The sequence below is a fragment of the Flavobacterium eburneipallidum genome (assembly GCF_027111355.2).
Lineage (GTDB): Bacteria > Bacteroidota > Bacteroidia > Flavobacteriales > Flavobacteriaceae > Flavobacterium > Flavobacterium eburneipallidum.
Genome location: NZ_CP114291.2, coordinates 2,715,976 through 2,742,480, shown reverse-complemented (window position 1 = coordinate 2,742,480; position 26,505 = coordinate 2,715,976). Strand labels below are relative to the sequence as shown.

Annotated in this window: 29 protein-coding genes; 10 read left to right on the top strand and 19 right to left on the bottom strand. The window is 34.9% G+C overall.

The features are described 5' to 3' along the window. Positions 1 to 7: 7 nt before the first annotated feature. The 3 genes from OZP15_RS11660 (at position 8) to OZP15_RS11650 (ending at position 2,815) form a co-directional block, all read left to right on the top strand. Positions 8 to 1,543 (top strand): YifB family Mg chelatase-like AAA ATPase, encoded by a 1,536-nt coding sequence (locus tag OZP15_RS11660; RefSeq protein WP_281336177.1) that lies wholly within the window; start codon positions 8 to 10, stop codon positions 1,541 to 1,543. A gap of 252 nt (positions 1,544 to 1,795) precedes the next feature. Beyond that, entirely contained in the window at positions 1,796 to 2,119 is a 324-nt protein-coding gene (locus OZP15_RS11655; protein ID WP_269225588.1) for a hypothetical protein, read from the top strand. Positions 2,120 to 2,209: 90 nt separating this feature from the next. Further along, positions 2,210 to 2,815, top strand: coding sequence for an REP-associated tyrosine transposase (locus OZP15_RS11650; RefSeq protein WP_269225587.1), 606 nt, complete (start codon positions 2,210 to 2,212; stop codon positions 2,813 to 2,815). A 49-nt stretch (positions 2,816 to 2,864) separates the two neighbouring features. On the opposite strand, the gene OZP15_RS11645 is transcribed toward OZP15_RS11650, so the two are convergent. Next, complete coding sequence (locus OZP15_RS11645; protein ID WP_281337487.1) at positions 2,865 to 3,395, bottom strand: murein L,D-transpeptidase catalytic domain-containing protein; 531 nt, start codon at positions 3,393 to 3,395, stop codon at positions 2,865 to 2,867. Here OZP15_RS11645 and OZP15_RS11640 point away from each other — a divergent pair. Next, positions 3,343 to 3,504 (top strand): hypothetical protein, encoded by a 162-nt coding sequence (locus OZP15_RS11640; RefSeq protein ID WP_269227977.1) that lies wholly within the window; start codon positions 3,343 to 3,345, stop codon positions 3,502 to 3,504. The two genes, OZP15_RS11645 and OZP15_RS11640, sit on opposite strands and share 53 nt — an antisense overlap. 10 nt (positions 3,505 to 3,514) lie before the next feature. Here OZP15_RS11640 and OZP15_RS11635 read toward each other — a convergent pair whose 3' ends face one another. The 11 genes from OZP15_RS11635 to rsfS all read right to left on the bottom strand — a co-directional run bounded on the left by OZP15_RS11635 (position 3,515) and on the right by rsfS (position 14,646). Next, a complete protein-coding gene (locus tag OZP15_RS11635) occupies positions 3,515 to 4,267 on the bottom strand; it encodes a shikimate dehydrogenase family protein (RefSeq protein WP_281336176.1) in 753 nt (250 codons plus the stop codon). Between the two features lie 94 nt (positions 4,268 to 4,361). Beyond that, complete coding sequence (locus tag OZP15_RS11630) at positions 4,362 to 5,756, bottom strand: tetratricopeptide repeat protein (RefSeq protein WP_281336175.1); 1,395 nt, start codon at positions 5,754 to 5,756, stop codon at positions 4,362 to 4,364. Positions 5,757 to 5,890: 134 nt separating this feature from the next. Continuing rightward, the gene (locus OZP15_RS11625) at positions 5,891 to 7,018 is read right to left on the bottom strand and encodes an aspartate aminotransferase family protein (RefSeq protein WP_432419388.1); all 1,128 of its coding nucleotides are present in this window, start codon (positions 7,016 to 7,018) and stop codon (positions 5,891 to 5,893) included. A 256-nt stretch (positions 7,019 to 7,274) separates the two neighbouring features. Beyond that, positions 7,275 to 8,900, bottom strand: coding sequence for an OstA-like protein (locus tag OZP15_RS11620; RefSeq protein WP_269225585.1), 1,626 nt, complete (start codon positions 8,898 to 8,900; stop codon positions 7,275 to 7,277). Positions 8,901 to 9,038: 138 nt separating this feature from the next. After that, on the bottom strand, positions 9,039 to 9,812 hold the full coding sequence (locus tag OZP15_RS11615) for a superoxide dismutase (RefSeq protein WP_281336173.1): 774 nt from the start codon (positions 9,810 to 9,812) through the stop codon (positions 9,039 to 9,041). A gap of 10 nt (positions 9,813 to 9,822) precedes the next feature. Continuing rightward, positions 9,823 to 10,092: an acyl-CoA-binding protein gene (locus tag OZP15_RS11610; RefSeq protein WP_269225583.1), complete on the bottom strand. Its 270-nt coding sequence runs from the start codon at positions 10,090 to 10,092 to the stop codon at positions 9,823 to 9,825. Next, positions 10,092 to 10,745 (bottom strand): phosphatidylserine decarboxylase family protein, encoded by a 654-nt coding sequence (locus OZP15_RS11605; RefSeq protein ID WP_269225582.1) that lies wholly within the window; start codon positions 10,743 to 10,745, stop codon positions 10,092 to 10,094. The genes OZP15_RS11610 and OZP15_RS11605 overlap by 1 nt, the downstream gene beginning before the upstream one ends. Continuing rightward, positions 10,735 to 11,625: a phosphatidate cytidylyltransferase gene (locus tag OZP15_RS11600; protein ID WP_269225581.1), complete on the bottom strand. Its 891-nt coding sequence runs from the start codon at positions 11,623 to 11,625 to the stop codon at positions 10,735 to 10,737. The genes OZP15_RS11605 and OZP15_RS11600 overlap by 11 nt, the downstream gene beginning before the upstream one ends. Position 11,626: 1 nt before the next feature. Next, positions 11,627 to 12,229 carry an LUD domain-containing protein gene (locus OZP15_RS11595; RefSeq protein WP_269225580.1) on the bottom strand — a complete coding sequence of 201 codons (603 nt, stop codon included), beginning with the start codon at positions 12,227 to 12,229 and terminating at the stop codon, positions 11,627 to 11,629. 111 nt (positions 12,230 to 12,340) lie between these two features. Beyond that, positions 12,341 to 14,260, bottom strand: coding sequence for an ATP-dependent zinc metalloprotease FtsH (ftsH, locus tag OZP15_RS11590; RefSeq protein ID WP_281336172.1), 1,920 nt, complete (start codon positions 14,258 to 14,260; stop codon positions 12,341 to 12,343). A gap of 14 nt (positions 14,261 to 14,274) precedes the next feature. Next, positions 14,275 to 14,646 carry a ribosome silencing factor gene (gene rsfS, locus OZP15_RS11585; RefSeq protein WP_269225579.1) on the bottom strand — a complete coding sequence of 124 codons (372 nt, stop codon included), beginning with the start codon at positions 14,644 to 14,646 and terminating at the stop codon, positions 14,275 to 14,277. Between the two features lie 97 nt (positions 14,647 to 14,743). On the opposite strand from rsfS, the gene OZP15_RS11580 reads away from it, so the two are divergent. Continuing rightward, positions 14,744 to 15,472, top strand: a complete 729-nt coding sequence (locus tag OZP15_RS11580) for a biotin--[acetyl-CoA-carboxylase] ligase (protein ID WP_281336171.1) — start codon at positions 14,744 to 14,746, stop codon at positions 15,470 to 15,472. A 56-nt stretch (positions 15,473 to 15,528) separates the two neighbouring features. Here OZP15_RS11580 and OZP15_RS11575 read toward each other — a convergent pair whose 3' ends face one another. Together OZP15_RS11575 and pyrE are read right to left on the bottom strand one after the other, a co-directional pair. Next, positions 15,529 to 15,921, bottom strand: coding sequence for an SRPBCC family protein (locus OZP15_RS11575; protein WP_269225578.1), 393 nt, complete (start codon positions 15,919 to 15,921; stop codon positions 15,529 to 15,531). 50 nt (positions 15,922 to 15,971) lie between these two features. Further along, positions 15,972 to 16,619: an orotate phosphoribosyltransferase gene (gene pyrE / locus OZP15_RS11570; RefSeq protein WP_269225577.1), complete on the bottom strand. Its 648-nt coding sequence runs from the start codon at positions 16,617 to 16,619 to the stop codon at positions 15,972 to 15,974. A gap of 7 nt (positions 16,620 to 16,626) precedes the next feature. On the opposite strand from pyrE, the gene OZP15_RS11565 reads away from it, so the two are divergent. From OZP15_RS11565 to OZP15_RS11555, 3 genes are all read left to right on the top strand, one after another. Further along, entirely contained in the window at positions 16,627 to 17,229 is a 603-nt protein-coding gene (locus OZP15_RS11565) for an NUDIX hydrolase (RefSeq protein ID WP_269225576.1), read from the top strand. 115 nt (positions 17,230 to 17,344) lie between these two features. Next, positions 17,345 to 18,691, top strand: coding sequence for a DEAD/DEAH box helicase (locus tag OZP15_RS11560; protein WP_281336170.1), 1,347 nt, complete (start codon positions 17,345 to 17,347; stop codon positions 18,689 to 18,691). 40 nt (positions 18,692 to 18,731) lie between these two features. Beyond that, positions 18,732 to 20,264 carry a SulP family inorganic anion transporter gene (locus tag OZP15_RS11555; protein ID WP_281336169.1) on the top strand — a complete coding sequence of 511 codons (1,533 nt, stop codon included), beginning with the start codon at positions 18,732 to 18,734 and terminating at the stop codon, positions 20,262 to 20,264. A gap of 252 nt (positions 20,265 to 20,516) precedes the next feature. Here the strand turns inward: OZP15_RS11555 and OZP15_RS11550 are convergent, their stop codons facing one another. The 4 genes from OZP15_RS11550 to OZP15_RS11535 all read right to left on the bottom strand — a co-directional run bounded on the left by OZP15_RS11550 (position 20,517) and on the right by OZP15_RS11535 (position 23,297). Further along, a complete protein-coding gene (locus OZP15_RS11550) occupies positions 20,517 to 21,083 on the bottom strand; it encodes a PhnA domain-containing protein (protein ID WP_269225575.1) in 567 nt (188 codons plus the stop codon). A 59-nt stretch (positions 21,084 to 21,142) separates the two neighbouring features. Then, positions 21,143 to 21,598, bottom strand: coding sequence for a pantetheine-phosphate adenylyltransferase (gene coaD, locus OZP15_RS11545; protein WP_281336168.1), 456 nt, complete (start codon positions 21,596 to 21,598; stop codon positions 21,143 to 21,145). 8 nt (positions 21,599 to 21,606) lie between these two features. Continuing rightward, complete coding sequence (locus tag OZP15_RS11540) at positions 21,607 to 22,179, bottom strand: TMEM175 family protein (RefSeq protein WP_269225574.1); 573 nt, start codon at positions 22,177 to 22,179, stop codon at positions 21,607 to 21,609. A 146-nt stretch (positions 22,180 to 22,325) separates the two neighbouring features. Further along, the gene (locus OZP15_RS11535) at positions 22,326 to 23,297 is read right to left on the bottom strand and encodes a D-alanine--D-alanine ligase (protein WP_281336167.1); all 972 of its coding nucleotides are present in this window, start codon (positions 23,295 to 23,297) and stop codon (positions 22,326 to 22,328) included. A gap of 119 nt (positions 23,298 to 23,416) precedes the next feature. Between OZP15_RS11535 and OZP15_RS11530 the strand changes: the two genes are divergently transcribed. Together OZP15_RS11530 and OZP15_RS11525 are read left to right on the top strand one after the other, a co-directional pair. Then, positions 23,417 to 24,040: a PASTA domain-containing protein gene (locus tag OZP15_RS11530; protein WP_269225572.1), complete on the top strand. Its 624-nt coding sequence runs from the start codon at positions 23,417 to 23,419 to the stop codon at positions 24,038 to 24,040. Then, on the top strand, positions 24,030 to 25,070 hold the full coding sequence (locus OZP15_RS11525; protein WP_269225571.1) for an RluA family pseudouridine synthase: 1,041 nt from the start codon (positions 24,030 to 24,032) through the stop codon (positions 25,068 to 25,070). Before OZP15_RS11530 ends, OZP15_RS11525 begins: the two co-directional genes overlap by 11 nt. Before the next feature lie 110 nt (positions 25,071 to 25,180). On the opposite strand, the gene OZP15_RS11520 is transcribed toward OZP15_RS11525, so the two are convergent. Continuing rightward, the gene (locus OZP15_RS11520) at positions 25,181 to 26,410 is read right to left on the bottom strand and encodes an ATP-binding cassette domain-containing protein (RefSeq protein WP_269225570.1); all 1,230 of its coding nucleotides are present in this window, start codon (positions 26,408 to 26,410) and stop codon (positions 25,181 to 25,183) included. Positions 26,411 to 26,505: the final 95 nt, after the last annotated feature.

The following is a 26,505-nucleotide window of genomic DNA, read 5'->3' as shown; positions in this document are numbered from 1 at the left end:
TAGTTATATGTTAATAAAAGTTTTTGGAAGTGCCGTTTTTGGTGTGGAAGCCACCACAATTACAGTCGAAGTTAATATGGATAAGGGAATTGGTTATCATTTGGTAGGACTTCCAGACAATGCCATCAAAGAAAGTAGCTATCGAATTGCAGCCGCACTCAAGAATAATGGATACGCTATGCCAGGCAAGAAAATTACCATTAATATGGCACCCGCCGATTTGAGAAAAGAAGGTTCAGCCTATGATTTGACGCTGGCTATTGGAATTCTAGTAGCTTCGGACCAAATTAAAACGGACGAAATCGATAAGTACATTATAATGGGAGAACTTTCTCTCGACGGAAGTTTACAACCCATTCGAGGTGCTTTGCCTATTGCTATAAAAGCTAAAGAAGAAGGATTTAAAGGTTTTTTTCTGCCGAAACAAAACGTAAAAGAAGCAGCAATTGTAGCTGGTTTAGATGTTTACGGAGTAGAAAATGTACAAGAAGTAATTGATTTTTTCGAAGGAAAAGGCACGTTAGAACCCACAACAATCGATACCCGAGCTGAATTTTATAAAACATTAGATTTTCCAGAATTTGATTTTAGTGATGTGAAAGGACAAGAAAGCATCAAGCGTTGTATGGAAATTGCAGCTGCTGGCGGGCACAATATTATCCTGATTGGTCCTCCTGGAGCAGGAAAAACAATGCTTGCCAAGCGTTTGCCTAGTATTTTGCCTCCCATGACTTTGCGAGAAGCATTAGAAACGACCAAAATTCATAGTGTCGCTGGAAAATTGAAAGAAATAGGTTTGATGAATCAACGACCATTTCGAAGTCCGCATCATACCATTTCCAATGTGGCATTGGTTGGAGGAGGAAGTTATCCTCAACCAGGCGAAATCTCGATGGCTCATAATGGTGTTTTGTTTTTAGACGAATTACCAGAATTCAAAAGAGATGTTCTTGAAGTGATGCGACAACCCTTGGAAGATAGGGAAGTGACCATTTCAAGAGCCAAGTTCACCGTGACTTATCCATCTTCGTTTATGTTGGTAGCCAGTATGAATCCGAGTCCGAGTGGGTTTTTCAACGATCCTGATTCGCCACAAACGTCTTCGCCACACGAAATGCAACGCTATTTGAGTAAAATTTCAGGGCCTTTGTTGGATAGAATTGACATTCATATAGAAGTAACTCCTGTTCCTTTCGATAAATTATCCGATGATCAAAAAGCCGAAAGCAGTGTCGATATTCGAAAACGAGTAACAGCCGCTAGAGAAATTCAATCGCAGCGTTTTATTCAAATGGAACATATTCATTACAACGCCCAAATGAATACCAAACACATTCGAGAATTTTGTGCGCTTGACGATGCTTCTAAACAATTACTAAAAACCGCCATGGAACGCTTGAATCTTTCTGCCAGAGCTTATGATAGAATTTTAAAAGTAGCCCGAACTATTGCTGATTTAGAAGCCTCGACAAATGTAGTTGCCTCCCACATTGCCGAAGCGATTCAGTATAGAAGCTTGGATCGTGATGGATGGTTGGGGTAGGATTTTACGCTCCGCAAAGTCTCCGACTTTGAGGTAGTGATTTTCGGTTTTCAACCGATTTTATTTAGAAAGATTTAATTTATGTCAGTCACAGACTGACTAACACATCCTCAAAGTCGGAGACTTTGCGGAGCGAGATTTTCAAAGTAGCTTTTAATAAAAAGTTTGGTTTTTTGTCACACTTTTTGAAGGGATTAACTTATAGCGTAAATTTGCACAATAAAAGAATTATTCATTAATAACAAACAAATTATGCTACAAAAAGATTATCACATTTTTATTTCAGGAGAAATTAAGGAAAAATTAGACTCGTTTTGTAAAAATCCAGGTGGAGTAACAACAAATGTTGATTTTTTATTTTACGAATATTATTTCAAAATAAGTAATATGAATAAAGAAACTGAAAATTTTCAAACAATTTCCGATTACAGTATTGATGAATTTCAAGATGCGATTGAAATCATTTATTTAGTTGAAAATGAATCAAAATCAAAGGAGCAAATAAAATCAGAACTTGTAAATAATATTGAAACGTATGAAAAAGATATATTTTTATTATTAAAACTAAAAGAATAGACTAATAATAGTAGGAAATCCAGCTCGGCAAAGTCTCCGACTTTGAGGATGTGATTTTCAGTCTCTGACTGACCTTTAAAAAAAACAAAAATGAAAGAAAAAGAAGGATTCCTAATTCGAGATCAATCCAAAGCGCATTTTATAACTGCAACGGTTGTGGACTGGGTTGATGTCTTTTCCAGAAAAACCTATAAAGATTGCGTCATCGAAAGTCTGGATTTTTGCATTAAAAACAAAGGAATGATTTTATATGGCTTTGTTATTATGTCCAATCACATTCATTTGATCATTCAGTCAGAAAACAGTAAATTATCTGATTTGATTCGGGATTTCAAGAAGTTTACAGCAAAGACCATTTTGAATAAAATAGAAACAGAGCCAGAAAGTAGAGCCGATTGGATGCTGAAACGTTTTGAATTTGCTTGTAAAAGCCATAGCCGAAATGAAAAATATCAGTTTTGGCAATATGGAAATCATCCCGAAGAAATTTTCTCTGAAAAGTTCTTTTGGTCGAAATTGGATTATATTCATTTGAATCCTGTTCGAGCAGGAATTGTTGCCAAAGCTTCTCATTATGTTTATTCCAGTGCTTCCAATTATGTTGATGATAATGGAATTATAGCTATTACAAAAGTTGATAATCCAGTAATAGATGTCTTGAAAGCACAATCGATTTGCACAATTTATAATTGGTAACGAAAGTCGGTGACCTTTTGTTAAGCCTTGTAAAGTTTCTGATTAGGATTTATTTATAAATCCACATCAAAACTGGTTTTGTGCTTGATTTTAATAATGGATCAATTATTTTGAAACTATTATTTGAAATTGTAGGACATCCCCAACCTTCTGGAGTTCCTTTTGGATATACTTCTTCATCTGAAACTACTTCCCAAGAATGAAAAACAATAAAACGTTTTTGCGCATTATTGTTGGTAGATTCCAAACCGTGTAAAACATATTTTACGCCAATACCCCAGTCGCTATGGGCTCTTTGTCCTATTTTGTATTTACCTAATGACGAACAATGGCTTCCATCTACATTACTGAATTTTGGATTGTCTTTTGAATAATCATTGTTCCAAGGATTTTCTCCGCATCCGTGTCCAACTAAAAAACTATTTGATATTTTATTTTTTGTAAAATCCCAAACGATAAATCTTTTAACGCCAGAATGCAAACTCATATCAATTAAAATGCAAAAGTCCTGATTAAAATTCTTGGCTTTGCAAAATTTTAACGCTTGGTTTGCTTTTGTTTTCGTTGATTCAACGTTTATTGACGGATTTTTAAAGGTTACTTTTTTTGTGGACGGATTGTTACATCCAAATAGAGATGTTGAAATTATCAGAAGTATTGTAAGAATGAATTTCATTGTAGCCTATTGAATTGTTTCTCCTACTTATTCCAAATCTTCCAAGCCTTTTCAGCCTGAAAAACAAGCATATCCTGTCCGTTTTTGGTTTGTGCTCCTTTTGCAGCTGCCTTTTTTAGAAATTGGGTTTCCGCAGGATTGTAAATCAAATCGTAAGCAATGTGTTTCTCTGTGAAATATTCGTAAGGAATCAGTGGAAAAGCATCAATATTTGGGCTTGTTCCTACTGGTGAAGAATTGATGATGATTTGATAATTGTCAAAAGTCGTAGCATTGATTCGGTCGTAATCAATTATACCCTCTTTGGCTTCTCTGGAAACAAAAGTGTACAAGATTCCCAATTCTTTCAAAGCATAAGCCACACCTTTAGAAGCGCCACCAGTTCCTAGAATTAATGCTTTTTTGTGATGCGGTTGTAATAATGGTTCTAATGATTTCATAAAACCATAATAGTCGGTGTTGTAGCCTTTTAGTTTTCCTTTTTTGGTGAATTTTATGGTATTGACAGCACCTATTTCGGTTGCTTTTTTGGATAATTTGTCTAAATAAGGAATCACAACTTCTTTATAAGGAATCGTTACATTCATTCCTTTTAAATCAGGCGTGTTTTTTATGATTTCAGAGAAAGCAGTTATTTCTGGAATGTCAAAATTCTCGTAAGTACAACCTTCGAAAAGTTTGTCGGCATTGAATTTATCTGTAAAATATCCTTTTGAAAAAGAATAACTAATGTTGCGTCCTAGTAAGCCAAAGCGTTTGCGTATTGTGTCTAGCATTGTGTTTGTTTTAAAACACGAATTTCACGAATTTACACGAATTAATTGGTGTAAATCTGTGAAATCTGTGTCAGTTTTTTTATTTAATTAAAAATTATTTTTTGTGTTTGGTAATATAGTTTTGAACCATTTTTCGAGTCCAAACTACTGGAAATAAATCTTCCAAAATATAATGGTTTTCGAATTTGATGCGCAAACCGTTGCTTAAATGAAATTTAGCTTTGGTAGTTTCCTGAATCATAAAATACAATCCAGCCAAACGGTATTCGACTTCGTTTTCTTCAGGAAAATATTCTGTAGCTTGTAACAAAGTTTGGATTGCCGTTTCGAATTCGCCCAAAAACTGCAAAATATCAACCCAAAACAACCAAGTGTCTAAAGCATAATCGCCAAATTCTACTGCTTTTCGATATCCAAATTCGGCTTCTTCAAAGAAGTTCATTTGTTTGTTAATGGTGGCATAACGCTTCCAATACAAACGATTTTGATTGTCAATCGCTAATGCTTTGTTAACAAAAAACAAGGCTTTTTGAAAGTTTTTTTGGCGAACGTAAAAATCGGTAATCGCAATCCATCCTTTATCCAAAAGTGGATCTTCGTGAACTGTTTTGTTGAAGTATTTCAAAGCCTGAACTTTATTGCCTAGCCTTTCGTAGCATTTTCCAATTCGAAGCAAAGCATAAGAAGTAGCATCATCTAATTCGATGGTTCTGTTGTAGCTTTCAATCGCTTCTTCATATTTTTTCATACGTTCCAAAGCTTTTGCTCTTTCCATAAAAGCACCAAGGAATTCATCGTCTATAAGAGTAGCATAATCAAAAGCACGAATGGCGTTTTCATATTCTTTTACGCCATAATGCAAGCGTCCCAGCTGATGCCAAGCGATTTCACTATATGGATTTTTATCGATGTATTTTTTGAGGTAAGTGATAGCTTCTTGATTTTGATCTAAAAATTCGAAGCAATACACAACATTATATAAGGCTGATTGATCTTCGAAATCTTCTTCCAAACATTTGATAAAGCTGTCTTTTGCCATTTCGAGATTATCCATAAACAGGTATTCCATCCCGATTAAATTATAGACATCGGCATAATCATCCGTATATTTCAAAGCAATTTTGAGCATTTCGACCGCTTTTTCGTGCTGGTCTCTTTTAGAACAAATATTGGCTTTCTGGATGTAGATTTCTTCGTTATTGGGTTCAATGGCGTACAGTTCGTTCAATAGCTTTTCGGCTATTTCTAGTTTGTCGTCATAAATTAGCATTTCAACCTGAACTAGTTTCAAACCAGTTGATCTTGGATGTTGTTCCAAGGCTAGTTTCAAGGCTTTTTTAGCCAAATTGGCTTTTCCCATATCGAGGTAATGAAGGATGATGTCTTCAAATTCCTCGGAGTCAAAAAAGAGCACTTTGTTGGTTTTCAACATCGACTCAAATTTGGATAGAGATAAGTTATAGTCTTCTTCCTCGTCGCTTAATTGCATACTTTTGTCTTTTTGAGTTTGCCCGAAATAAAATTAGGCAACCTAGGTGTTATTGTGAGGAAAAGTTGGAATTGTTGTGAACAATTTAATTAACAGCTATTTCTAGTTGTAATTGCAATTTGAAATCAAAAATCTTAAATCATTATTTCATTCATTACTTCAATCATAATTGCACAGCCTTCTCTAATCTCCTCTTCAGAAATGGTTAATGGTGGTGTAATTCGGATGGCATTTGGTTCAAATAAAAGCCAGAATAGAATAAGTCCTTTGTCTTGGCATTTTAGAATCACTTCGTTGGTAATCTCTGCACTTGCTGTCATTGCTGCCAACATCAATCCTTTTCCTCTAATTTCTTGTATCAAAGGATGTACCAAAAGTGATCTGAATAGTTTTTCTTTGGCTAAAGCTTCTGTCATTAGGTTTGTTTCGGTAATTTCTTTCAAAGTAGCCAAACAAGCTGCTGCTATGACAGGATGTCCGCCAAAAGTGGTAATGTGACCCAATTTTGGATTATATGTCAATAAATCCATCATTTCCGCAGAAGCGGTGAAAGCTCCCACAGGCATTCCGCCTCCCATTCCTTTGCCCATAACTACAATATCGGGAACGACATCATAATTTTGGAATCCGAAAAGCGTGCCTGTTCTTCCAAAACCCGGTTGGATTTCGTCCAGAATCATCATGGCACCGACTTCGGTACAGCGTTCTCGGACTTTTTTTAGAAAATCATTTTGAGGTTGAATAAATCCAGCACCACCTTGAATGGTTTCCAGTAGAATTCCAGCCGTTTTGGTGGTGATTTTTTCTAAATCGGCTTCGTTGTTGAAAGTAATAAAATCTACATCGGGAATCAACGGACGAAAAGCTTGTTTGCGCTCTTCGTATCCCATGACACTCATCGAACCCATCGTATTGCCGTGATAGGCATTGTTGCAAGAAATCAATTGGCTTCTGCCAGTCACTCTTCGGGCTAGTTTTAAGGCACCTTCAATAGCTTCTGTTCCCGAATTGACGAGATAGGTTTTATTTAAAGGCTCGGGTAGGAGTGAAGCCATCAATTTGCAATATTCCACCGCTGGACTTTGCGAATATTCGCCATAAACCATCACGTGCGAATATTTATCCAACTGGTCTTTTATTGCCTGATTGACTCTCGGTGGTTGGTGTCCGAGTGTACAAGCCGAAACACCAGCCACAAAATCCAAATATTTTTTATTATTAGTATCGAAAATATAAGAACCTTTTGCATGCGAAACTTCCATTCCTAATGGATAGGGAGACGTTTGTGCTTGGTATTTTATGAAATCGTTCACGTTGTTGTTTTTTTATCCGCAAAGGTGCGATGACGCAAAGTTTTACGGAGTTTTTATTTGTTTTTGTAGATATTTATTCTTGCTATTTGTCACGCTGGAAGCGTCTCAATTATGTTGCTCTCGTTAGTAGGGTTTCCTCCTTCGTCGGAATGACAAATTAAAGGGATGTTATTTATGTAAAATTGTCATCAGAAATCTGATATAACTACTTTTTCTTTTTATCGTAATCCAAGGTTTCTTTCCTGACTTTCATCGGAACGTTTTTCTTGGCATTTTCGTCTTTGCCTTGTTGGACTAATTTGTCGTTTTCTAAATTTTCTTCATCCGTAAAAATATCATCTTTCGATTTTATTCTTTCATCGCCACGCCAGACCAGTCCTTTTAGTACTCTTTCGGCTTCGGGCAGGTCTTTTTCGGGATGAATGGCTCCATCGACGTTTGTGAAAAAGGTAATGTCTTCTATTTGATTTTTATCAAAAATAATATTGATTTTACTACTCACATTTTTGTTGATACCAATGAGTTCTTGAGCATCATTTCGCATATAATAAATGACTTCGGCATTTTTGATAATATCCACATCGTGGAGTTTTCCCTCTAGGAATTTCCCGAACAGATTTTGTCCCTTGACTTGATTGAAACCTGTTCCTAAAGTATCTTTAGAGACTATAAAAGTATTATTCAAAACTTTGAGAGAGTCGATTTTTTGAGTTTTTTTGTCGCCAATAAGATGCATGATATCACCAGTAATTTGGCTTTCTCCGTTCCAAAGAATAGGGTTTCCTATTAATTTTGTCAAACCAATTTTGGCACTCGAATGGATGGAATCGCATTTTCCACTCATATCGATTTTAAAAAAACGCACTTTGTTGAACGCACGAATAATTCGATTGTCTTCTTTTCCAGTAACCATTAGTTTTTGTCCGTGAATGTAAACCGAATCATTTTCAACAAAATTTACGGCTACGGCTCTTTTGGTTACAAACATCGAGTCTTTGTTTTTGTATAATTCAGCATAATGTCCTTTGACAATTCCTCGATTGATAGAATCGGTAATTTTTACGTTTCGGGTTGCGGAGGCAAATTCTTTGTTTCTATTATAATACAAACTGTCGCCTTCAATCAAGCGATCATCGTATTTGATATAGGATTTCCGAAGAAAATGAGATACATTTTTTTTGGTGTCATAAAATCCTTTTTCGGTGTAAATATAATTGGTTTTACTGGTAATTGTCGAAGGTCCAAAAAGATAGGAATGCCCCGAATTGCTGTAATAATCCAAGTGATTGGACTTGATAACATATTTAGGATTGGTAATGGTTACTGCTGTCAGGAATTGGAATTTTTTCTCTACTACATAATACTTTCCAGACTTGCTTTTTAGCGTGTTGTCACGATTCGTAATTGTTCCAGCGGTGTTGTAATAAACTTCTTGAGTATTTCGATTAAAGTTGATAGTATCAGTAACTAATTTAGATTCTGGCGAACGCATAACGGCATTTCCTGTTGCAAAAGCTTGTTTCATATTGCCATTGTATTCGGCATATTTACTGTTTAAGTATAAAGTATCTCCTTGGACTAATTGTACGTCTCCAAAGGCTTTGATGTAGTTTTCTTTTTGGAAATAATAAGCTTTGTTACACGTCATAATTACTCCGTCGTGGTTGATGCGTACGTTTCCAGTAAGCAAGGCAGCATCGGGAGCTTCGAGTTGGTTGACATCAAAATAATCAGAATGTTCGATCAATATTTTTTCGGGTGCTTGTGCCAAAAGATTTTGCGAACCTATAATGGTTAAACAACAACTGATGAAAAGTAGTAACTGCTTCAATGGATTAATTTTTTGCCAAATTTAAGCAAAAGCAAAGAATCATAATCCATATTATGATTTATTTATAAGTATGTAGTTGGCTTTTTAAACGACATAAAAAAAGGATGTAATTTTGATATTCCATCCGTTTTCAATGTATTACTTCTTCGCTATAGCTTCTTCATAATTTTCTTGAACTTTATCCCAATTAATTAGATCAAAAAAAGCATCTACATAATTCTGTCTTTTATATTGGTAATCCAAATAATAAGCGTGTTCCCAAAGGTCTAGTGCTAAAATGGGTTTGCCAGGAACAGTTGCATTTCGCATCAATGGATTGTCTTGATCTTGGGTAGTTGTAATTTGAAGTTGTCCTGATTTGTTTACAATCAACCAAACCCAACCCGAACCAAATTGCTTGGCAGCTTCATTTTTGAATTCTCTTTTGAAATCATCAAAGGTTATAAAATTTTTGTCTATAGCTGTTGCTAAAGTGTCTTTTGGTTGTCCGCCTCCTTTTGGTCCCATACATTTGAAATACAAAGTATGGTTGTAATAACCTCCAGCATTGTTTTTGATGTCAAGAACGCTCGGGTCTAATTTAGTTAAAACTTCTTCTATAGTTAAGTTTTCTAATGGAGTTCCTACTATGGATTTGTTTAAATTATTGGTATAGGTTAGATAATGTTTAGAATAATGGTTTTCCATTGTCAATGCCGATATGCTTGGGCTCAAGGCGTCGTATTTGTAAGGTAATTTATCTAGTTGAAAAGAACCTTCATCCGCCTTAACATCATCAGGCATACCCATAATTGTTTTTTCTTGGGCTGTTGGTAGTGGGACTTCAACCACTTCGGTCAGTTTTTTTTTGTTACAAGAAAGTAACGTAGTGATTAACACCAAATTCAATAATAAAAAACGAAAGTTTTTCATGACTGTGGATTTATTTTTGGATTAAGGAATTTATATTTTCAATATATTGTTCTTTGGCTTCTTCTACAGATAAATGACTGATTTGTATCCAAGCATTGGTTTTGAAAGCATTTCTCAAATCTGAATGTTCTGATTGATTGTAGTTTGCTGTACCAAAAGTGGCTTGTTTGTAAAAGGCATACAAACGCAACTGCACATCCTGTGGCAAGGACGCTTGTGTCATTTTAGAAGCAATGGCTACTGCTTCTTGAAATCGTGTATCTAAATCTTTTTTACTCATTAGCCTTTTGTGGCAATAACAGTTTTTCCTCCTATTGCTTTTTGGTTTAGTACAACATTTATAGGTGTTCCAAGAGGTAAAAATACATCTACTCTAGAACCAAATTTGATAAAACCAGCATCTTCACACTGGGTTACTTGTGTTCCTTCTTTAGCATAATTTACAATTCTTCGGGCTAATGCTCCTGCAATTTGACGGTAAAGCACTTCTCCAAAATTTTTATTTTCGATAACAATTGTAGTTCTTTCGTTTTCTTCACTTGCTTTTGGATGCCAAGCTACCAAGAATTTTCCTGGATGGTATTTGCTGAATTTTACTAATCCGCTCAATCCATAACGCGTCACGTGAACGTTTATTGGCGACATAAAGATAGAAACCTGTAGGCGTTTTTCTTTGAAATATTCACCTTCATACACTTCTTCAATAACGACTACTTTTCCATCTACAGGAGATAAAACTTGGTTTTCGTTGAGAATGTAATTGCGTTTCGGATTTCTGAAAAACTGTAAAATGATAATCAATAACAATAAAGTTGCTATTTGGATAGCCATTTTAAGCCAATAAATATCAATAAATGTATCCGATAATAAAAGTACAACAACTGTAAAAACAGTGCCGATTAAAATAGATGGAGCGCCTTCTTTATGAAACATAGTTTAAGATTTGGTAAAATAAAAATATAATTGGTGCTACAAATATAACACTATCTAGTCTATCTAAGATGCCTCCGTGACCAGGCATTATAGATCCGCTGTCTTTTACACCAGCAACACGTTTAAATTTGGATTCAATTAAATCGCCAATTGTTCCCATAACACCAACGATTACGGCAATTGATGTCCAAATTAGTATTGATTTTTCGCTAAATTCAGGCTTGGCTTTGATGTAATATCTCGATATTAAATAACCTGCAAAAATAGCAAAAACAATTCCTCCCAAGAATCCTTCGATAGTTTTTTTAGGTGATATTTTTTCGAATAATTTGTTTCTACCTATTGATTTTCCTACGATGTAGGCAAAAGTGTCATTGGTCCAGATTAAAATGAACAATCCAATTATAATTTTAGGGTTGTAATCCTTTACACCAAAAGAAATTTTAGTGATAAATACAAATGGCAAAATGATATAACCTAATAAATACAAATATTTGGAAGAGGTGCTTATCTTTTGAAATTTATCATAGAATAAGAAAAGAATACATTTTGCAGATACTACTAAAGTTATCGCTAGCAATACAATGTTGAGTTGTTGTACATTGATTGGGATTTCTATATTAGTATCGAAAAGTCCATTAATGGTAGTAGTAGTTATTTTGTTATAATGGCTAACTAATGTTATAGAACTATATAAAACGATTCCAAAAAGTATAGGGAAGACTTTATGAGTTTGTATCAGATTACAAAATTCATAAATAGTGATGGTTAAAAAAATACCAAATACTATAAAAAAGCTTTCGGTAGAATAGAGAATTGAAGCCAGTAATAGAATTATATAAATAGCACCAGATATGGATCTCTTTAGTGTTTCATTCATCTTACAGGTCTTCTAAAAGCAATAAATATAGATTTTTTGCAGAACTTCCGTATTGAGTAAAGTCTTCTTCTGCTGCTTTTTCAAAATATTTTATGGTCGTAATATTGGTTGGGTAGTCTTTTACGTATTTCTTTTTGATAACGCTCAAGCCATCACTTTTAGTTCTTATTATTTGACTTGTTGTAGCTAGAATTACTATGTTTGAAGGTAATTCATTGGGCTTTCTTTGTTTGATTTGTTTCGAAGAAAATAAGATAGAACCTTCGTCAGCAATTAAATTTTCGCAACTCGCTAGGAAAAAAGCTGGGTTTGTAGGTTGGTTAAAAGCAATTCTATTTTCTTCTAACATATTGAATAATTCTGGTTCATAGCATAATGCTTCACTCTCAAACCAATCATTTTCTTCAAATATATGTTCTAAATGGTCTTTGACTTCAGATTCATTTTCGCAATACAAAAATTTTCCACCATTTTTTTTGAAATTAAAAACAAATTGCTCCTCTACAGGAACTTCATTGTCTGGGGTGAATTTGCTGAATTCATTATCTTTAGCCTCTTCAGAAGCGGGATTGTTAGAACCAAAAAATTTGCTAAAAAGACTCATATTTTTTTTATGCTACTTTATATATTATTTGAAAACGTTCAAAGATAAAAAAATCTTAATTCAAAAGTAGTTTTTGAATTAAGATTTTAAAATAATATATGAATTCGCCTATTAAGAAACTACTTCTTCCAAATTAGCATCAAAAGTTCTTTTTCCGAAAATGTTTTCTAAATCGTCTTTAAAAATCACTTCTTTTTCAATTAAGATGTCAGCTAGTTGATTGAGTTTGTCTTTGTTTTCTTCTAATATTTGAATCGCTCTTTGGTACTGTCCTTCGATTAATTCTGAAATTTCGGCATCGATTACTTTGGCTGTTTCATCAGAATATGGTTTAGAGAAACTATATTCGCTTTGTCCACTTGAATCATAATAAGTTACATTTCCTATTTTGTCATTCAAACCATAAATGGTGACCATAGCACGAGCTTGACGAGTTACTTTTTCTAAATCACTTAATGCTCCTGTCGAAATTTTATCGAAAGTTACTTTTTCAGCAGCTCTTCCGCCCATAGTTGCACACATTTCGTCTAGCATTTGGTCGGTTCTTACAATTTGTCTTTCTTCTGGAAGATACCAAGCTGCTCCTAAACTTTGACCACGAGGAACGATTGTTACTTTGATAAGAGGTGCTGCATGCTCTAGCATCCAGCTTACTGTGGCATGTCCTGCTTCGTGAATGGCTATCGCTCTTTTTTCATCAGGAGTGATGATTTTATTTTTCTTCTCCAAACCACCAATAATTCTATCTACAGCATCCAAGAAATCTTGTTTGTCCACAGCAGTTTTGTTATAACGGGCAGCAATCAAAGCGGCTTCGTTACAGACATTGGCAATATCAGCCCCAGAAAATCCTGGTGTTTGCTTGGCAAGAAAATCAAGATCAAGGTTTTCTACTTTTTTAATTGGCGCCAAGTGCACTTGAAAAATTTCAGCTCTTTCTCTTATGTCTGGTAAGTCAACAAAAATTTGTCTGTCAAAACGACCTGCACGCATCAAAGCTTTGTCTAAAACATCGGCTCTGTTAGTAGCTGCCAAAACAATTACGTTTGAATTAGTACCAAAGCCATCCATTTCAGTCAATAATTGGTTCAAGGTGTTTTCACGTTCGTCGTTTCCGCCTGACATATTGCTTTTTCCTCTAGCTCTACCTACAGCGTCAATTTCGTCGATAAAGATAATAGCAGGAGATTTCTCTTTGGCTTGTTTGAACAAATCACGAACTCTTGAAGCGCCAACACCTACAAACATTTCTACAAAATCAGAACCTGATAAAGAGAAAAATGGTACTTGAGCTTCGCCAGCAACGGCTTTTGCTAATAAGGTTTTTCCAGTTCCAGGAGGCCCTACAAGCAAAGCTCCTTTGGGGATTTTCCCTCCTAGATTGGTGTATTTTTCAGGATTTTTCAAGAATTCTACAATTTCTTGTATTTCCTCTTTAGCTCCTTCAAGACCAGCTACGTCTTTGAATGTGGTTTTAATATCTGTTTTTTCGTCAAAAAGTTTGGCTTTAGATTTTCCGATGTTAAAAATCTGTCCGCCACCTCCACCGCCTGACATTCTGCGCATAATAAAAATCCATACGCCTACAATGATTATAACAGGCAATAAACTTATTATAATATCACTCCAGTTACTAGCATCTTTGATGTCATAATCAACTAATTTTTTTTCTGCCTTGGCTTTATCTAGTTTCTCCTGAAAAGATTTAAGATCACCAAATTTAGTCACATAATGTGGACCTTTGTTGGGTTGATCCAAAACATCTTTAGATACTTTTTTGTTAGCAGGCTCTTTTAATGCTGCATCAGTAAGATAAATTTCTGCATCTTTACTGTTATAAATTACAACATTTTTGATTTGACCTTTAGTCAACATAGAGTCAATGTCAGATGATTTTATTTGGGTTGGTTCCGAAAAATTAGAACCACCAGTAATAAAACTAATGAACAAAAAAATCAATAGTATTGCGGTATAAACTAACCAAGGACTTACTTTAAAATTATTCGAATTTGGATTATTATCTTTAGCCATTACAGTATGTTTCTTTAGTATTTGTTTTGAATTGTAGTGATTTTGGCATCACCCCAAAGACTTTCAATGTTATAGTATTCGCGAATGTGTTTTTGAAAAACGTGAACTACTATGTTTACGTAGTCCATAAGAACCCATTCCGCATTATCAGTACCTTCGACATGCCAAGGCTTGTCTTTTAATTCTTTCGAAACTGTTTTTTGGATAGAGTTAACGATGGCGTTAACTTGGGTATTTGAATTTCCGTTGCAAACGATAAAATAGTCGCAAACTGCAGTGTCTATTTCTCTTAAATCAAGGATGTCAATGTCATTTCCTTTTACTTCTTCAATTCCTTTGATGATGTTTGCCAATAGCACATCATTATTTATAGTCTTTTTAGCCATGAATTATTTTTAATATAAGTTTGTAAAGTTACCACTTTTTGTGATTATTTTTGAACGTTAACATAATATTAAATTCTGTTTCACAAATAACTTTCCTATGAAACTAATCAAACTCGATGCCATAGATTCTACAAATGATTTTCTGAAAGGATTATCAAGCAATCAAGTAGTCGAAAATTTTACTGTGGTTACTGCCGAAACTCAAACCAAAGGTCGAGGACAAATGGGAGCAGTTTGGGTTTCTGAATCGGGTAAAAATCTAATTATGAGTGTTTTGGTTAGGGGTTTTGTGCGAAATAATAACCAGATATTTGATATTAATATCGCAACATCGGTTTCGGTAATTCAAGCATTGGAACAATTTAATATTCCGGATTTGAGTATCAAATGGCCAAACGACATTATGTCATGCAACAAAAAAATAGGTGGTATTTTGATTGAAAATAGTATTAAAAGTGATGGCGAAATTGTTTCAATCATAGGTTTAGGACTGAATGTAAACCAAATCAATTTTGAACTTTTGCCGAAAGCGTCTTCTTTGGCAGTAATTTGCAAGACTACTTTTAATAAAGAAAAACTGCTTTTTAGGATTATTGAAAATTTGGAACAAAACATTCAATCTTGGAATCAGAATAAAGATTTGTTTTGGAATAATTATTCGAATTTGCTTTTCAAAAAAGGAATTCCAATGCCGTTTTCGGATGCCAGTCAACAAAATTTTATGGGAATAATTAAAGGAGTTTCTTCTTTTGGCAAACTTCAAGTGCTTTTAGAAGACGATTCGGTTGCTGCATTTGATATCAAAGAAATTCAGATGTTGTATTAAACAAAATAGCCTTTTCTATTGACTGAAAAGGCTATTTTGTTTGTGGTAAAATAAATTTACAACTTATTCATATTTAAGGCTAATGTTTCGATAAATTTACCTATTGGTCCTTTAATCATCATCCCCATCATAGCATTGAATTCGCCTTGAAAAAGCAATTGAACATTCGAAGAATTTTCAGAAACAACATGAATATCTGCTTCTAAAGTAAAAGATAGTTTTTCGCTAGCTGATCCTAAAAGTATTTTGTTAGGAGCTATTTTTTCTTTCATTTTTAGTTGAATTTCAGGCATTCCTTTAAGTCCAAAAAGAAAAGAGTCGTCTCCAATAACTTCAAATTTGGCAATATTATCGGGCATTAGTTTTTCAAAATTTTTGACATCGCTCAATAAATCAAATAATTCTTGTGCCGATTTTTCGATAGTAACTCTTGGACTTTCTAAATTCATTTCTATAATTTTATTTTAATCCCGCTATGAAAGGGGATAATTGTAGTGTTTTATACTTCAACATTCCAAGTAGATGGACTTGAATTCCAAACTCTCAAAGTTTGTTCTTCTTCCTCGGTAATGTATTTTTTGGCTACTGCCAAATTCAATAAATTTTGATAATTACTCAAAGTAAACAAGTCCACATTGGCATTTTTGAAGTTCTCTTCAGCAACATCAAAGCCATAAGTAAATATAGCTGCCATTCCTTTTACATTAGCTCCTGCATTTCGCAAAGCCTCTACAGCTAGCAAACTACTGTTACCTGTACTTATTAAATCCTCGACAATTACTACATTTTGCCCTTTTTGTAAAAAACCTTCTACTTGGTTTTGGCGACCGTGTTTTTTAGGTTCAGGTCTTACATAAACAAAAGGTAAACCCATACTTTCGGCAACCAAAATTCCTATTCCAATTGCTCCAGTAGCCACACCAGCAATAACATCGGGTTTTCCGAATTGTTTTTCGATGTGTTTTGAAAATTCATCTCGAACATAGTTTCTAATCAGTGGAAAGGATAAAATTAATCGGTTATCACAATAAATTGGTGATTGCCATCCCGAAGCCCATGTAAAAGGATTTCTTGGATTCAATTTAATTGCATTTATTTGCAAAAGCAATTCGGCAGTTTTTTCGGCGGTATCTTTATTAAATATCATAGTACAAATGTATAAAGTTTTTGTGAACGACAAACCACTTTTTTTGACAAATGAAATCTCTAAAGAGACAGATTTTCAATTGTTCTTATTGGAAAGTATTGATATAAAGCAACTTATAATCAAAATTTTTCAAAATAAAATTCAGAAAGCTTTTCTTTATCATCCTGATGAAAAGGAAATTATGAAAACTTTGAAATCTAAAATTCCTGTTTCAAAAGCAGGAGGAGGATTGGTTTACAATAAAAAAGGCGAGGTTTTGTTTATTTTCAGGGGTGGAAAATGGGATTTGCCTAAAGGCGGTACTGAAAAAGGTGAAGAAATTGAGGATACCGCAATGCGTGAAGTAGAGGAAGAAACAGGCGTTGGTCAGTTAAGAGTCACCAAAAAATTACAGAAAACCTACCACGTTTTTAAAAGAAATGGCATTTATAAGCTAAAAATCACCCATTGGTTTGAAATGCAATCCGATTTTGAGGGAATTCCTGTAGGACAAATTGAGGAAGGAATCGAAAAAGTAGTTTGGATACATCCGAATAACATTTCTGAAATATTGAAAAATTCTTATGAAAACATAAAATTGTTGTTTGAAGAGGAAAAAGTGAGTTTGTAGTAGCCGGATTGCAGATATGTGCAGAAATTATATTTAGTTTCTCTGTTAGGTTTCAGTGTTTAAAATCTGAAAACCGCAACCTGACCACTGCCAACTTTTTACCTATCTTTACAAAATGAATCAAAAACACCATTCCAACAATATACTACACAATTTAGGTTTCGAAAACCTGAATGAAATGCAGGTTGCTGCTCAAGAAACTATTTTGAGCGACAATAATATTTTACTGCTTTCGCCAACAGGTTCCGGAAAAACATTGGCTTTCTTATTACCCATTTTCGAAATGTTGAAACCTGAAATCCTTTCTGTTCAATGCTTGATTCTGGTTCCATCGCGAGAATTAGGCTTGCAAATTGAGCAAGTTTGGAAAAAAATGGGAACCGATTATAAAGTAAACGTTTGTTACGGCGGACATTCCATTGATACCGAAATCAAGAATTTAAGCAATCCACCAGCGGTTTTAATTGGAACTCCAGGAAGAATCGCCGATCATATTGACCGTGGCACTTTTCGTTTAGACAAAATAGAAACTTTAATTCTGGACGAGTTTGATAAGTCATTGCAATTGGGTTTTCACGAGCAAATGTCTTTTATTATTGGGAAATTATCCAAATTAAATAAACGTATTTTAGTTTCAGCAACTTCCGATATTGAAATTCCAAAATACACTAGAGTAGTCAATCCTACGATTTTGGATTTTATTCAAAATGAGGAAGAAGAAACCAAGCTTGCTATGAAAATGGTAGTTTCTCCATCAAAAGATAAAATAGGCAGTTTGTTCAACTTGATATGTTCCTTGAAATCGCAATCGGCAATTGTGTTCTGTAATCACCGAGATGCCGCCGAAAGAATTAGCGATACTTTGAACGAAAAAGGAATTTACGCCACTTATTATCACGGCGGAATGGATCAAGACGAACGAGAACGGGCGCTAATCCAGTTCAGAAACGGAAGTGTGAGTTATTTAATCACCACCGATTTAGCAGCTCGTGGATTGGATATTCCCGAAATGAAACACGTTGTTCATTATCATTTGCCTTTAAAAGAAGATGAATTTACTCATAGAAACGGAAGAACAGCTCGTATGCAAGCTTCGGGAACAGCTTATTTGATTGTAAATGAAGGCGAAAAAAAGTTGGATTATGTTGATTACGGAATGCCAGTTCTTAATGTGGAAAGTTCAACAACTTTACCAAAACCACCTGAATTTCAAACGATTTACATCAGTGGCGGAAAGAAAAACAAACTGAACAAAATTGATGTTGTTGGTTTCTTTTCTCAAAAAGGAAAACTCGAAAAAGGCGATTTAGGCTTAATCGAAGTAAAGGATTTTATTTCGTTTGCAGCCGTAAAATTCAATAAAGTGAAAGACTTGCTTCATAACATTAAGGATGAAAAAATGAAAGGTAAGAAATTTAAAATTGAAGTGGACAGAAAGGTTATAAAGAAAGAAGAGGAGTAATATTCAGTATTCAGTTAATAGTGTTCAGTTTTATACTACTATGAAAAAATTATTCCATTTATTTGATTTCTCCCAAAAGATCAATTACAAAACCGAAATTTTAGCAGGATTGACAGTAGCGATGACTATGATTCCAGAGTCATTGTCGTTTGCGATTGTAGCTGGTTTGCCTCCGCTTACGGGTTTATACGCTGCATTTATAGCTGGTTTGGTTACTGCAATATTTGGCGGAAGACCAGGAATGATTTCGGGTGGAGCTGGAGCAACGGTAATTGTTTTGATTGCTTTGATGAGATCTCATGGCTTGGAATATGTTTTTGCAGCAGTAGCTTTGGCTGGATTTATTCAAATTTTGGTTGGTGTTTTTAAATTAGGCAAATTCATTCGATTGGTGCCAAAACCTGTAATGTATGGTTTTGTCAATGGTTTGGCGGTAGTTATTTTTATGTCGCAAATTGATCAATTCAAAAAGGTAGTTAATGGCGAAAGCACTTGGCTCACAGGAACTCCTCTTTATATTATGGTAGGTTTGGTCACTTTGACTATTGGTATTGTAATTCTTTTACCTAAACTAACAAAGGCTGTTCCTGCTTCTTTAGTAGCAATTATGGTTGTTTTTGGGGTAGTTTTAGGATTGGGTATCGAGACTAAAACCGTAGCTGATATTGCGGCTGTAGGTGGTGGATTTCCGCCTTTTCATATTCCTAATATTCCGTTGAGTTTTGAAACCTTTAAAATCATTTTTCCTTATGCCATGATGGTTGGAGCTGTTGGATTGACAGAAGGTTTGTTGACTTTAAATTTAGTAGATGAAATTACTGGTACTAAAGGCAATGGAAACAGAGAATGTATCGCACAAGGAAGTTCGAATATTTTGAATGGTTTTTTCTTCGGAATGGGTGGTTGTCCTATGATTGCTCAAACTTTAGTGAATCTTTCTGCGGGTTCCAGAGCTCGTTTGTCGGGGATTATTGCAGCATTTACGATACTTTTCATTATTTTATTTGGTGCACCAATTATTGAGCAATTGCCCATGGCTGCACTCGTTGGTGTGATGATTATGGTGGCAATTGGCACTTTTGAATGGGTTAGTTTTAAAATCATCAATAAAATGCCCAAACAGGATATTTTTGTTGGGATTTTAGTGGCTGTTATTACGATTCTGTTGCATAATTTAGCTTTAGCTGTTTTGATTGGAGTAATTATTTCGGCTTTGGTTTTTGCTTGGGAAAGTGCCAAAAGAATTCGGGCTAAAAAATATATAGATGAAAATGGTGTAAAACATTATGAAATATACGGCCCTTTATTTTTTGGTTCGACCATAACATTTGCCGAAAAATTTGATGTTACCAATGATCCAAACGCAGTAATTATTGACTTTAGAGAAAGTCGAATTGCAGATATGAGTGCTATTGATGCAGTCAATAAAATTACAGAACGATATAATAAGTTAGGTAAAAAAGTACACTTACGCCATTTAAGTCCAGATTGTATCAACTTATTGAAAAATGCGGTAGCTATCATCGATGTTAATATTATGGAAGATCCCAGCTATAAAGTGTTCAATGAATAAAAAAGAAGCCGTTTCAAATGGAGTTTTGAAACGGCTTTTTTCCAAGGCATTCGCTTTTAAAACAAAAAACAGATTAAATGCAAAATCATACCGCAGATTCGCAGATTTTCACTGCATAATTCAGAAAAAATTAACGCAGATTTTTGAATTAGTGAAATAAAACAGCACTATATTTATTTTTAAAATCTGCGAATCTGCGGTGGAATTTTAAAAGCGAATGCCGTGGCTTTTTTCGTTGTTTTACTGAATGGATTATATTTTCTTTACGTATTGTGTGATAATTACAATAGTTTGACCATCAACTCTTCCTTCAATATATTCGGCATTTTCGTGGTCAAGTCGGATGTTGCGAACGGCAGTTCCTTGTTTGGCTACCATACTAGAACCTTTTACTTTCAAGTCTTTGATTAAAACCACTGAATCTCCAGTTGCTAAAATTACACCATTACTATCGCGGTGAATTACTTTATTTTCGTCTTCTTCGCCTTCGCCTGTCGCCTTTGCCCAAGCTAAATCGTCTTCATCCAAATACATTTGATCTAATAATTCTTGATTACCCAAACGGCTTAACATTCGCCAAGAAACAATCTGAACAGGCAAATGTTCGCTCCACATACTATCATTCAGGCATCTCCAAAGATTGACATCCATTTTTTCGGGATTTTCAATTTGGTCAATAAGCGTTGCATTGATTAAAATGCTTTCGTCTATTCCGCCTTTTCGTGTTGGAAGAATTGGATACACTTTTAAATCTTCGGTAACGCCAGAAAGTTCACATTTTCCGCCACTGCGTTTGATTAATTCTCTTTCTATACTCATTATTTTGGTTTGTTATTTTTTGGCGAAAGTAAGCTTTAAAAACTCTTTTTCAAATTTTATTATTTAACTCTTACAGCTTCGGGAACAAGTAATTGGTATTCTCCATTGTGTCGAAGAACGTCTCTCACAATACTAGAACTGATATAAGAAGTTTTTGCGGCTGTTAACAAAAATACTGTTTCAATTTTTGATAATGTTCTATTGGTGTGAGCAATGGCTTTTTCGAATTCAAAATCAGCTGGATTTCGTAGTCCTCGGAGGATGAAATTAGCATTGATTTTTTTGCAAATATCAATCGTCAATCCTTCATAAGTAATAACCGAAATTTTGGGTTCATCTTTAAATGTTTCTTCAATAAATCGTTTTCTTTCTTCAAGAGAAAACATGTATTTTTTTTCGGCGTTGATGCCAATGGCAATTACAATCTCATCAAACAAGGGAATTCCTCTTCGGATAATATCTTCGTGACCCAATGTAATCGGGTCGAAAGATCCTGGAAAAATGGCTTTTTTCATCTTCATTTTTAGTTTAATTGTTTTTCAATTCTCGAGTCGGGAACAATCCAAAGTAGTGCGATTGCGATATAAAGTAATCCAGAAATCCAAGGAGAAACGAATGCTAAAGGAATGGCTACAACATAAGCTAAAGTTGATATTTTGCCTTTGAGGTCATCTTTAACAGCTTTGTGTAGCATAGAATCATTTCCTTCTAATTTTATAATCTTATTTTGAAGAATGTTATAAGCAACAGCACACATCAGTAAAACAAAGCCATAAATGCTCATGGGTACAGCTGAAAAATGATGTTCACCAATCCAACTCGTAGCAAATGGAATCAACGACAACCAAAAAAGTAAAAATAAATTACCCCACAAAATAGAGCCATTCACTTTTTTGACTACTTGCAGCATGTGATGATGGTTATTCCAATAAATACCCACGTAAATAAAACTCAAAACATAACTCAAAAAAACGGGAATTAAATGTTGTAAGGATTCAAAACTATCGTCTTCTGGTGCTTTGATTTCTAATACCATGATGGTGATTATAATGGCTAAAACGCCATCGCTAAAGGCTTCGAGTCTGGTTTTGTTCATGGTTTATATGTTTAATTACTAGAAAGTCTATTTCTTTTTTTTGCCACAGATTACACTGATTTCCGCAGATTTTTTATTTATAAATTTTTACAAATTAATCCGTGAAAATCTGTTTAATCTGTGTCATCCGTGGCTGAAACATTTAATTAAGCTAAAGCCAATTCAATAGCATTCGTAAATAAATTCGTCAATGAAATTCCCGCTGCTTTGGCTTGTTGCGGAATTAAACTTTCGGTAGTAAGTCCTGGAATGGTGTTCATTTCAAGCATGTGAGGTTCTCCATCGACAAAGATGAATTCGCTTCTAGAGAAACCTTTCATTTTCAAAACTTCGTAAGCGCGTTTGGCAGCAACACTCACTTTTTGGGCCATTTCATCAGAGATTCTGGCAGGAGTAATTTCTTGTGATTTCCCTTGGTATTTGGCTTCGTAATCGAAGAAATCATTTTCTGAAACAATTTCGGTTATGGGTAAAACGATTATTTCTCCCTGATAATTAATCACTCCAACAGAAACTTCGGTTCCGTCAAGGAAACTTTCTATGATGATTTCGTTGTCTTCTTTGTAGGCTACTTCGATGGCAATTGGCAATTCGGCTTCGGTTTTTACTTTAGAAATTCCGAAACTGGAACCTGATTTGTTTGGTTTTACAAAACAAGGTAAGCCCAAGTTTTTCACAATTTCAGCAGTATCGATTTTGTCTCCTTTGTTCAGATAGTAAGAATTGGCAGTTTTAATTCCATAAGGTTTTAAAATAGAAAGTAAATCACGTTTGTTGAAAGTAATTCCAGCTTGGTAATAATCGCATGAAGATTGTGGCATTCCGATTAATTCGAAATAAGCTTGCATCAATCCGTCTTCGCCAGGAGTTCCGTGAATGGCATTAAAAACACAGTCGAATGTGATTTTGGTTCCGTTTACAGTAGTTGAAAAATCATTTTTGTCTATTGGAAATTCAGCGTCATTATCGTCAACATAGACCCATTTTTCTTTGAAAATATGAATGCGAAATCCGTTGTATTTGGTTTTGTCAAGAAATTGATAGACTACGTTTCCGCTGATTAAGGATATTTTGTATTCACTTGAATATCCGCCCATTATGATGGCAATGTTTTTCATTTTATTAGTTTAATCGGTTAACCGTTTAACCGATTAACCGATTAAACGTTTTCTAAACAAAATTAGAATTTTTTTTGGAACGAAATAGGTTTATCTTTGTGACTTATAAAAATAAATTTATGAGCTTACGTAAATATCTTACTAGCCGCGTATTTTTTGGACAAGCGTTTGCGGCTCTTGTCATTCTTGCCGTTTTGAGCTATTTGTTCATGCATTGGCTGACATTCACCACCGATCACGGACACGAAATCACAGTGCCTAATTTGGCTAAACTGACCGAGGAGCAAGTGGAAGAAAAACTGGATGAATTAGATTTAGATTATGTGCTTTTGGACAGTGTGGATTACAATAGTGCGTATCCAAAATTCAGTGTGGTAGAGCAAGATCCATTACCAGGTGCGAAAGTAAAAGAAGGCAGAAAAGTATATATAAAGATTAATGCTTCGGGTTTTTCGTCGGTTAAAGTTCCTGATTTGATTGACAAAACCTATCGTGAAGCGGTGCCAACACTAAAGGCTTTGGGACTTGAAGAAGGTACAATTACCTATATTCCAAATCTTGGAAAAGATATGGTATTGGAAATGCGCTGTAAAGGAAGAAATATTAAGCCTGGTGATCGCGTTTTGAAAGCATCCAAAATTGATTTGGTATTGGGCGACGGAAAAGAAAGTTATGTAGAAGAAGTGGACTCGACAACTACAACAATACCAACAACTGAGGAATTACCGGAACATGAACAATAATAACGAAACTACCGAGGATTTAGAGGACGAATTATTTGAACATTATCGATTTGACGTTCCCAAAGGACAAGAGTTTTTGAGGATCGACAAGTATTTGATGAACATGATTCCAAATGCGACTCGAAATAAAATCCAAAATGCCGCAACTGCCGGCGATATTTATGTGAATGATATTCCCGTAAAATCGAATTATAAAGTAAAACCTTTTGATGTGATACGCATTATGTTGTCGCATCCGCCGTTTGAAAATAGGGTAGATCCTGAAAATATTCCGTTGGATATTGTCTATGAAGACGATGCACTGTTGCTGGTAAACAAACCGCCTGATTTTGTGGTTCATCCGGGTCACGGAAATTATACGGGAACTTTGGTGAATGCTTTGGCGTATCATTTTGAGAATCTGCCAATGAACAGTAGTGAGCGTCCGGGACTGGTTCATCGTATTGATAAAGATACTTCTGGACTTTTGGTTATTGCTAAAACAGAAGCGGCTATGACGCATCTTGCCAAGCAATTTGAAGCTAAAACTACCGAAAGAGAATACATTGCTTTAGTCTGGGGAAATGTAATTGAAGATGAAGGAACGATTGAAGGCAACATTGCCCGCCACCTAAAAGACCGTATGCAAATGGCAGTTTTTGCCGATCCTGAAATTGGAAAACCTGCCGTGACACATTACAAAGTATTAGAACGTTTTGGTTATGTGACTTTGATTTCTTGTATTCTGGAAACGGGAAGAACGCATCAGATTCGGGTTCACATGAAACACATCGGTCATCCGCTTTTTAATGACGAACGCTATGGTGGTCATCTGATTTTGAAAGGAACAACGTTTACCAAATACAAACAATTTATAGAAAACTGTTTCAAGGCTTTGCCACGTCAGGCTTTGCACGCTAAAACCCTTGGTTTTATTCATCCAAATACGGGAGAATATATGCGTTTTGATACCGAATTGCCACAGGATTTTCAGGATTGTTTGGAGAAATGGAGAGGGTATTCGAAAACGCATGCTAACGAAGAGGAATAAAAAGTTAGCACACGGATGACGCTGATTTTAACGGATAAAAACGGATTTTTTTTTGATATAAAATAGGGAAGCCTTCTTGGATTATCGAGAAGGCTTTTTTTAGTTTATTTCTAATATTTAATTCTCCCAACAGAACCCGTCTCCGAAGGAATCAATTCAAAAACAGAAGTCGGTTTTAGTCTCGGTTCTATTCTATGTGAAACATAGATAATCGTCATATTGGTTTCCTGAAGCAGGATGTTGATCAGGTCAATGACCAAAGCCGAATTGTTATCATCAAGACCTTCCAAAGGTTCGTCGAGAATTATTAAAGGTGGATGTTTGATAACAGCACGAACAATGAGCGCCACTCTTTGCAATCCCAACGAAAGTTGGTTAAAATTTTTATTTCGCAAATGACTGATTTGAATTGCCGATAGCCATTGGTCTGCAATTTGTTTTTGCAGGATTGTAGGCTGTGTGTATAATCCAATGGAATCGAAAAATCCCGACAGAATCATTTGTTCCAAAGTGTGGTTTCGTTTGAATAAATGCGTCATCGAAGTGGAGAAAATCCCGATGTTTTTCTTGATGTCCCAAACGCTTTCTCCGCTTCCTTTTTTCTTTCCGAAGAGGTATAATTCCTGTCCGTATCCTTTTGGATTTTCTCCCGTAATCATTGATAAAATGGTGCTTTTACCAGAACCATTTGGACCAACTAACTGCCAAAACTCTCCTTGCTTAATCGTCCAGAAAATAGAATTTATAATAGGTCTTTCTTCATAACTTACCGAAACACCATCTAATTTTATAAGCACATTTTCTTTATTCTCAAAAGAATGTACTGGTTTCGGAATTCCCTCTGGTTGGATTCTTTTAGTATTGTTTGTAGAACTTTCAATTGGTTTTAAATCAAAAGTATCATCCATTATTTGTGCTTTGTTTTCTATAAAATATAACAAATCTTCGGAACGGTTGACCAATTGGATAAGCCCTAAAGAGTTTGATAATTCTTCTATAGATTTAGTTAAAACTTTTCGAGAAGCCTGGTCTAAATGATCAAAAGGATTGTCTAAAATAATGTAATCTGGATTTTGATTCAGGCAGTATTTTAGGAATTCTTTCTTTTGTTCGCCTGATGAAAAGCTACGTAATCTTCGGTTAGAAGTAGTTTCGAGCGTTTCGTATTGTTCTTCTTTTTCTATGAATTTCTGAATGGTAATGTCTGAAAAAAGAATGCCTTTTAAGTTGTTGTATATTGCTAATTTGCCAGTGCTTTTTCCAGAAAGTACGGTTTCTATAAATTGGTTTTTATTGACAAGATCGGATAAAAGGATATTCCAAAGGGGTTTGTTGTTCATTGTAAAAGGGATGTTTGAAAGTAGTGTATTCTTTTGGTAAAACTAAAAAATAATTTGTGCTAATTTGTGAAATTTGTGGTAAAAAATTGGCACGC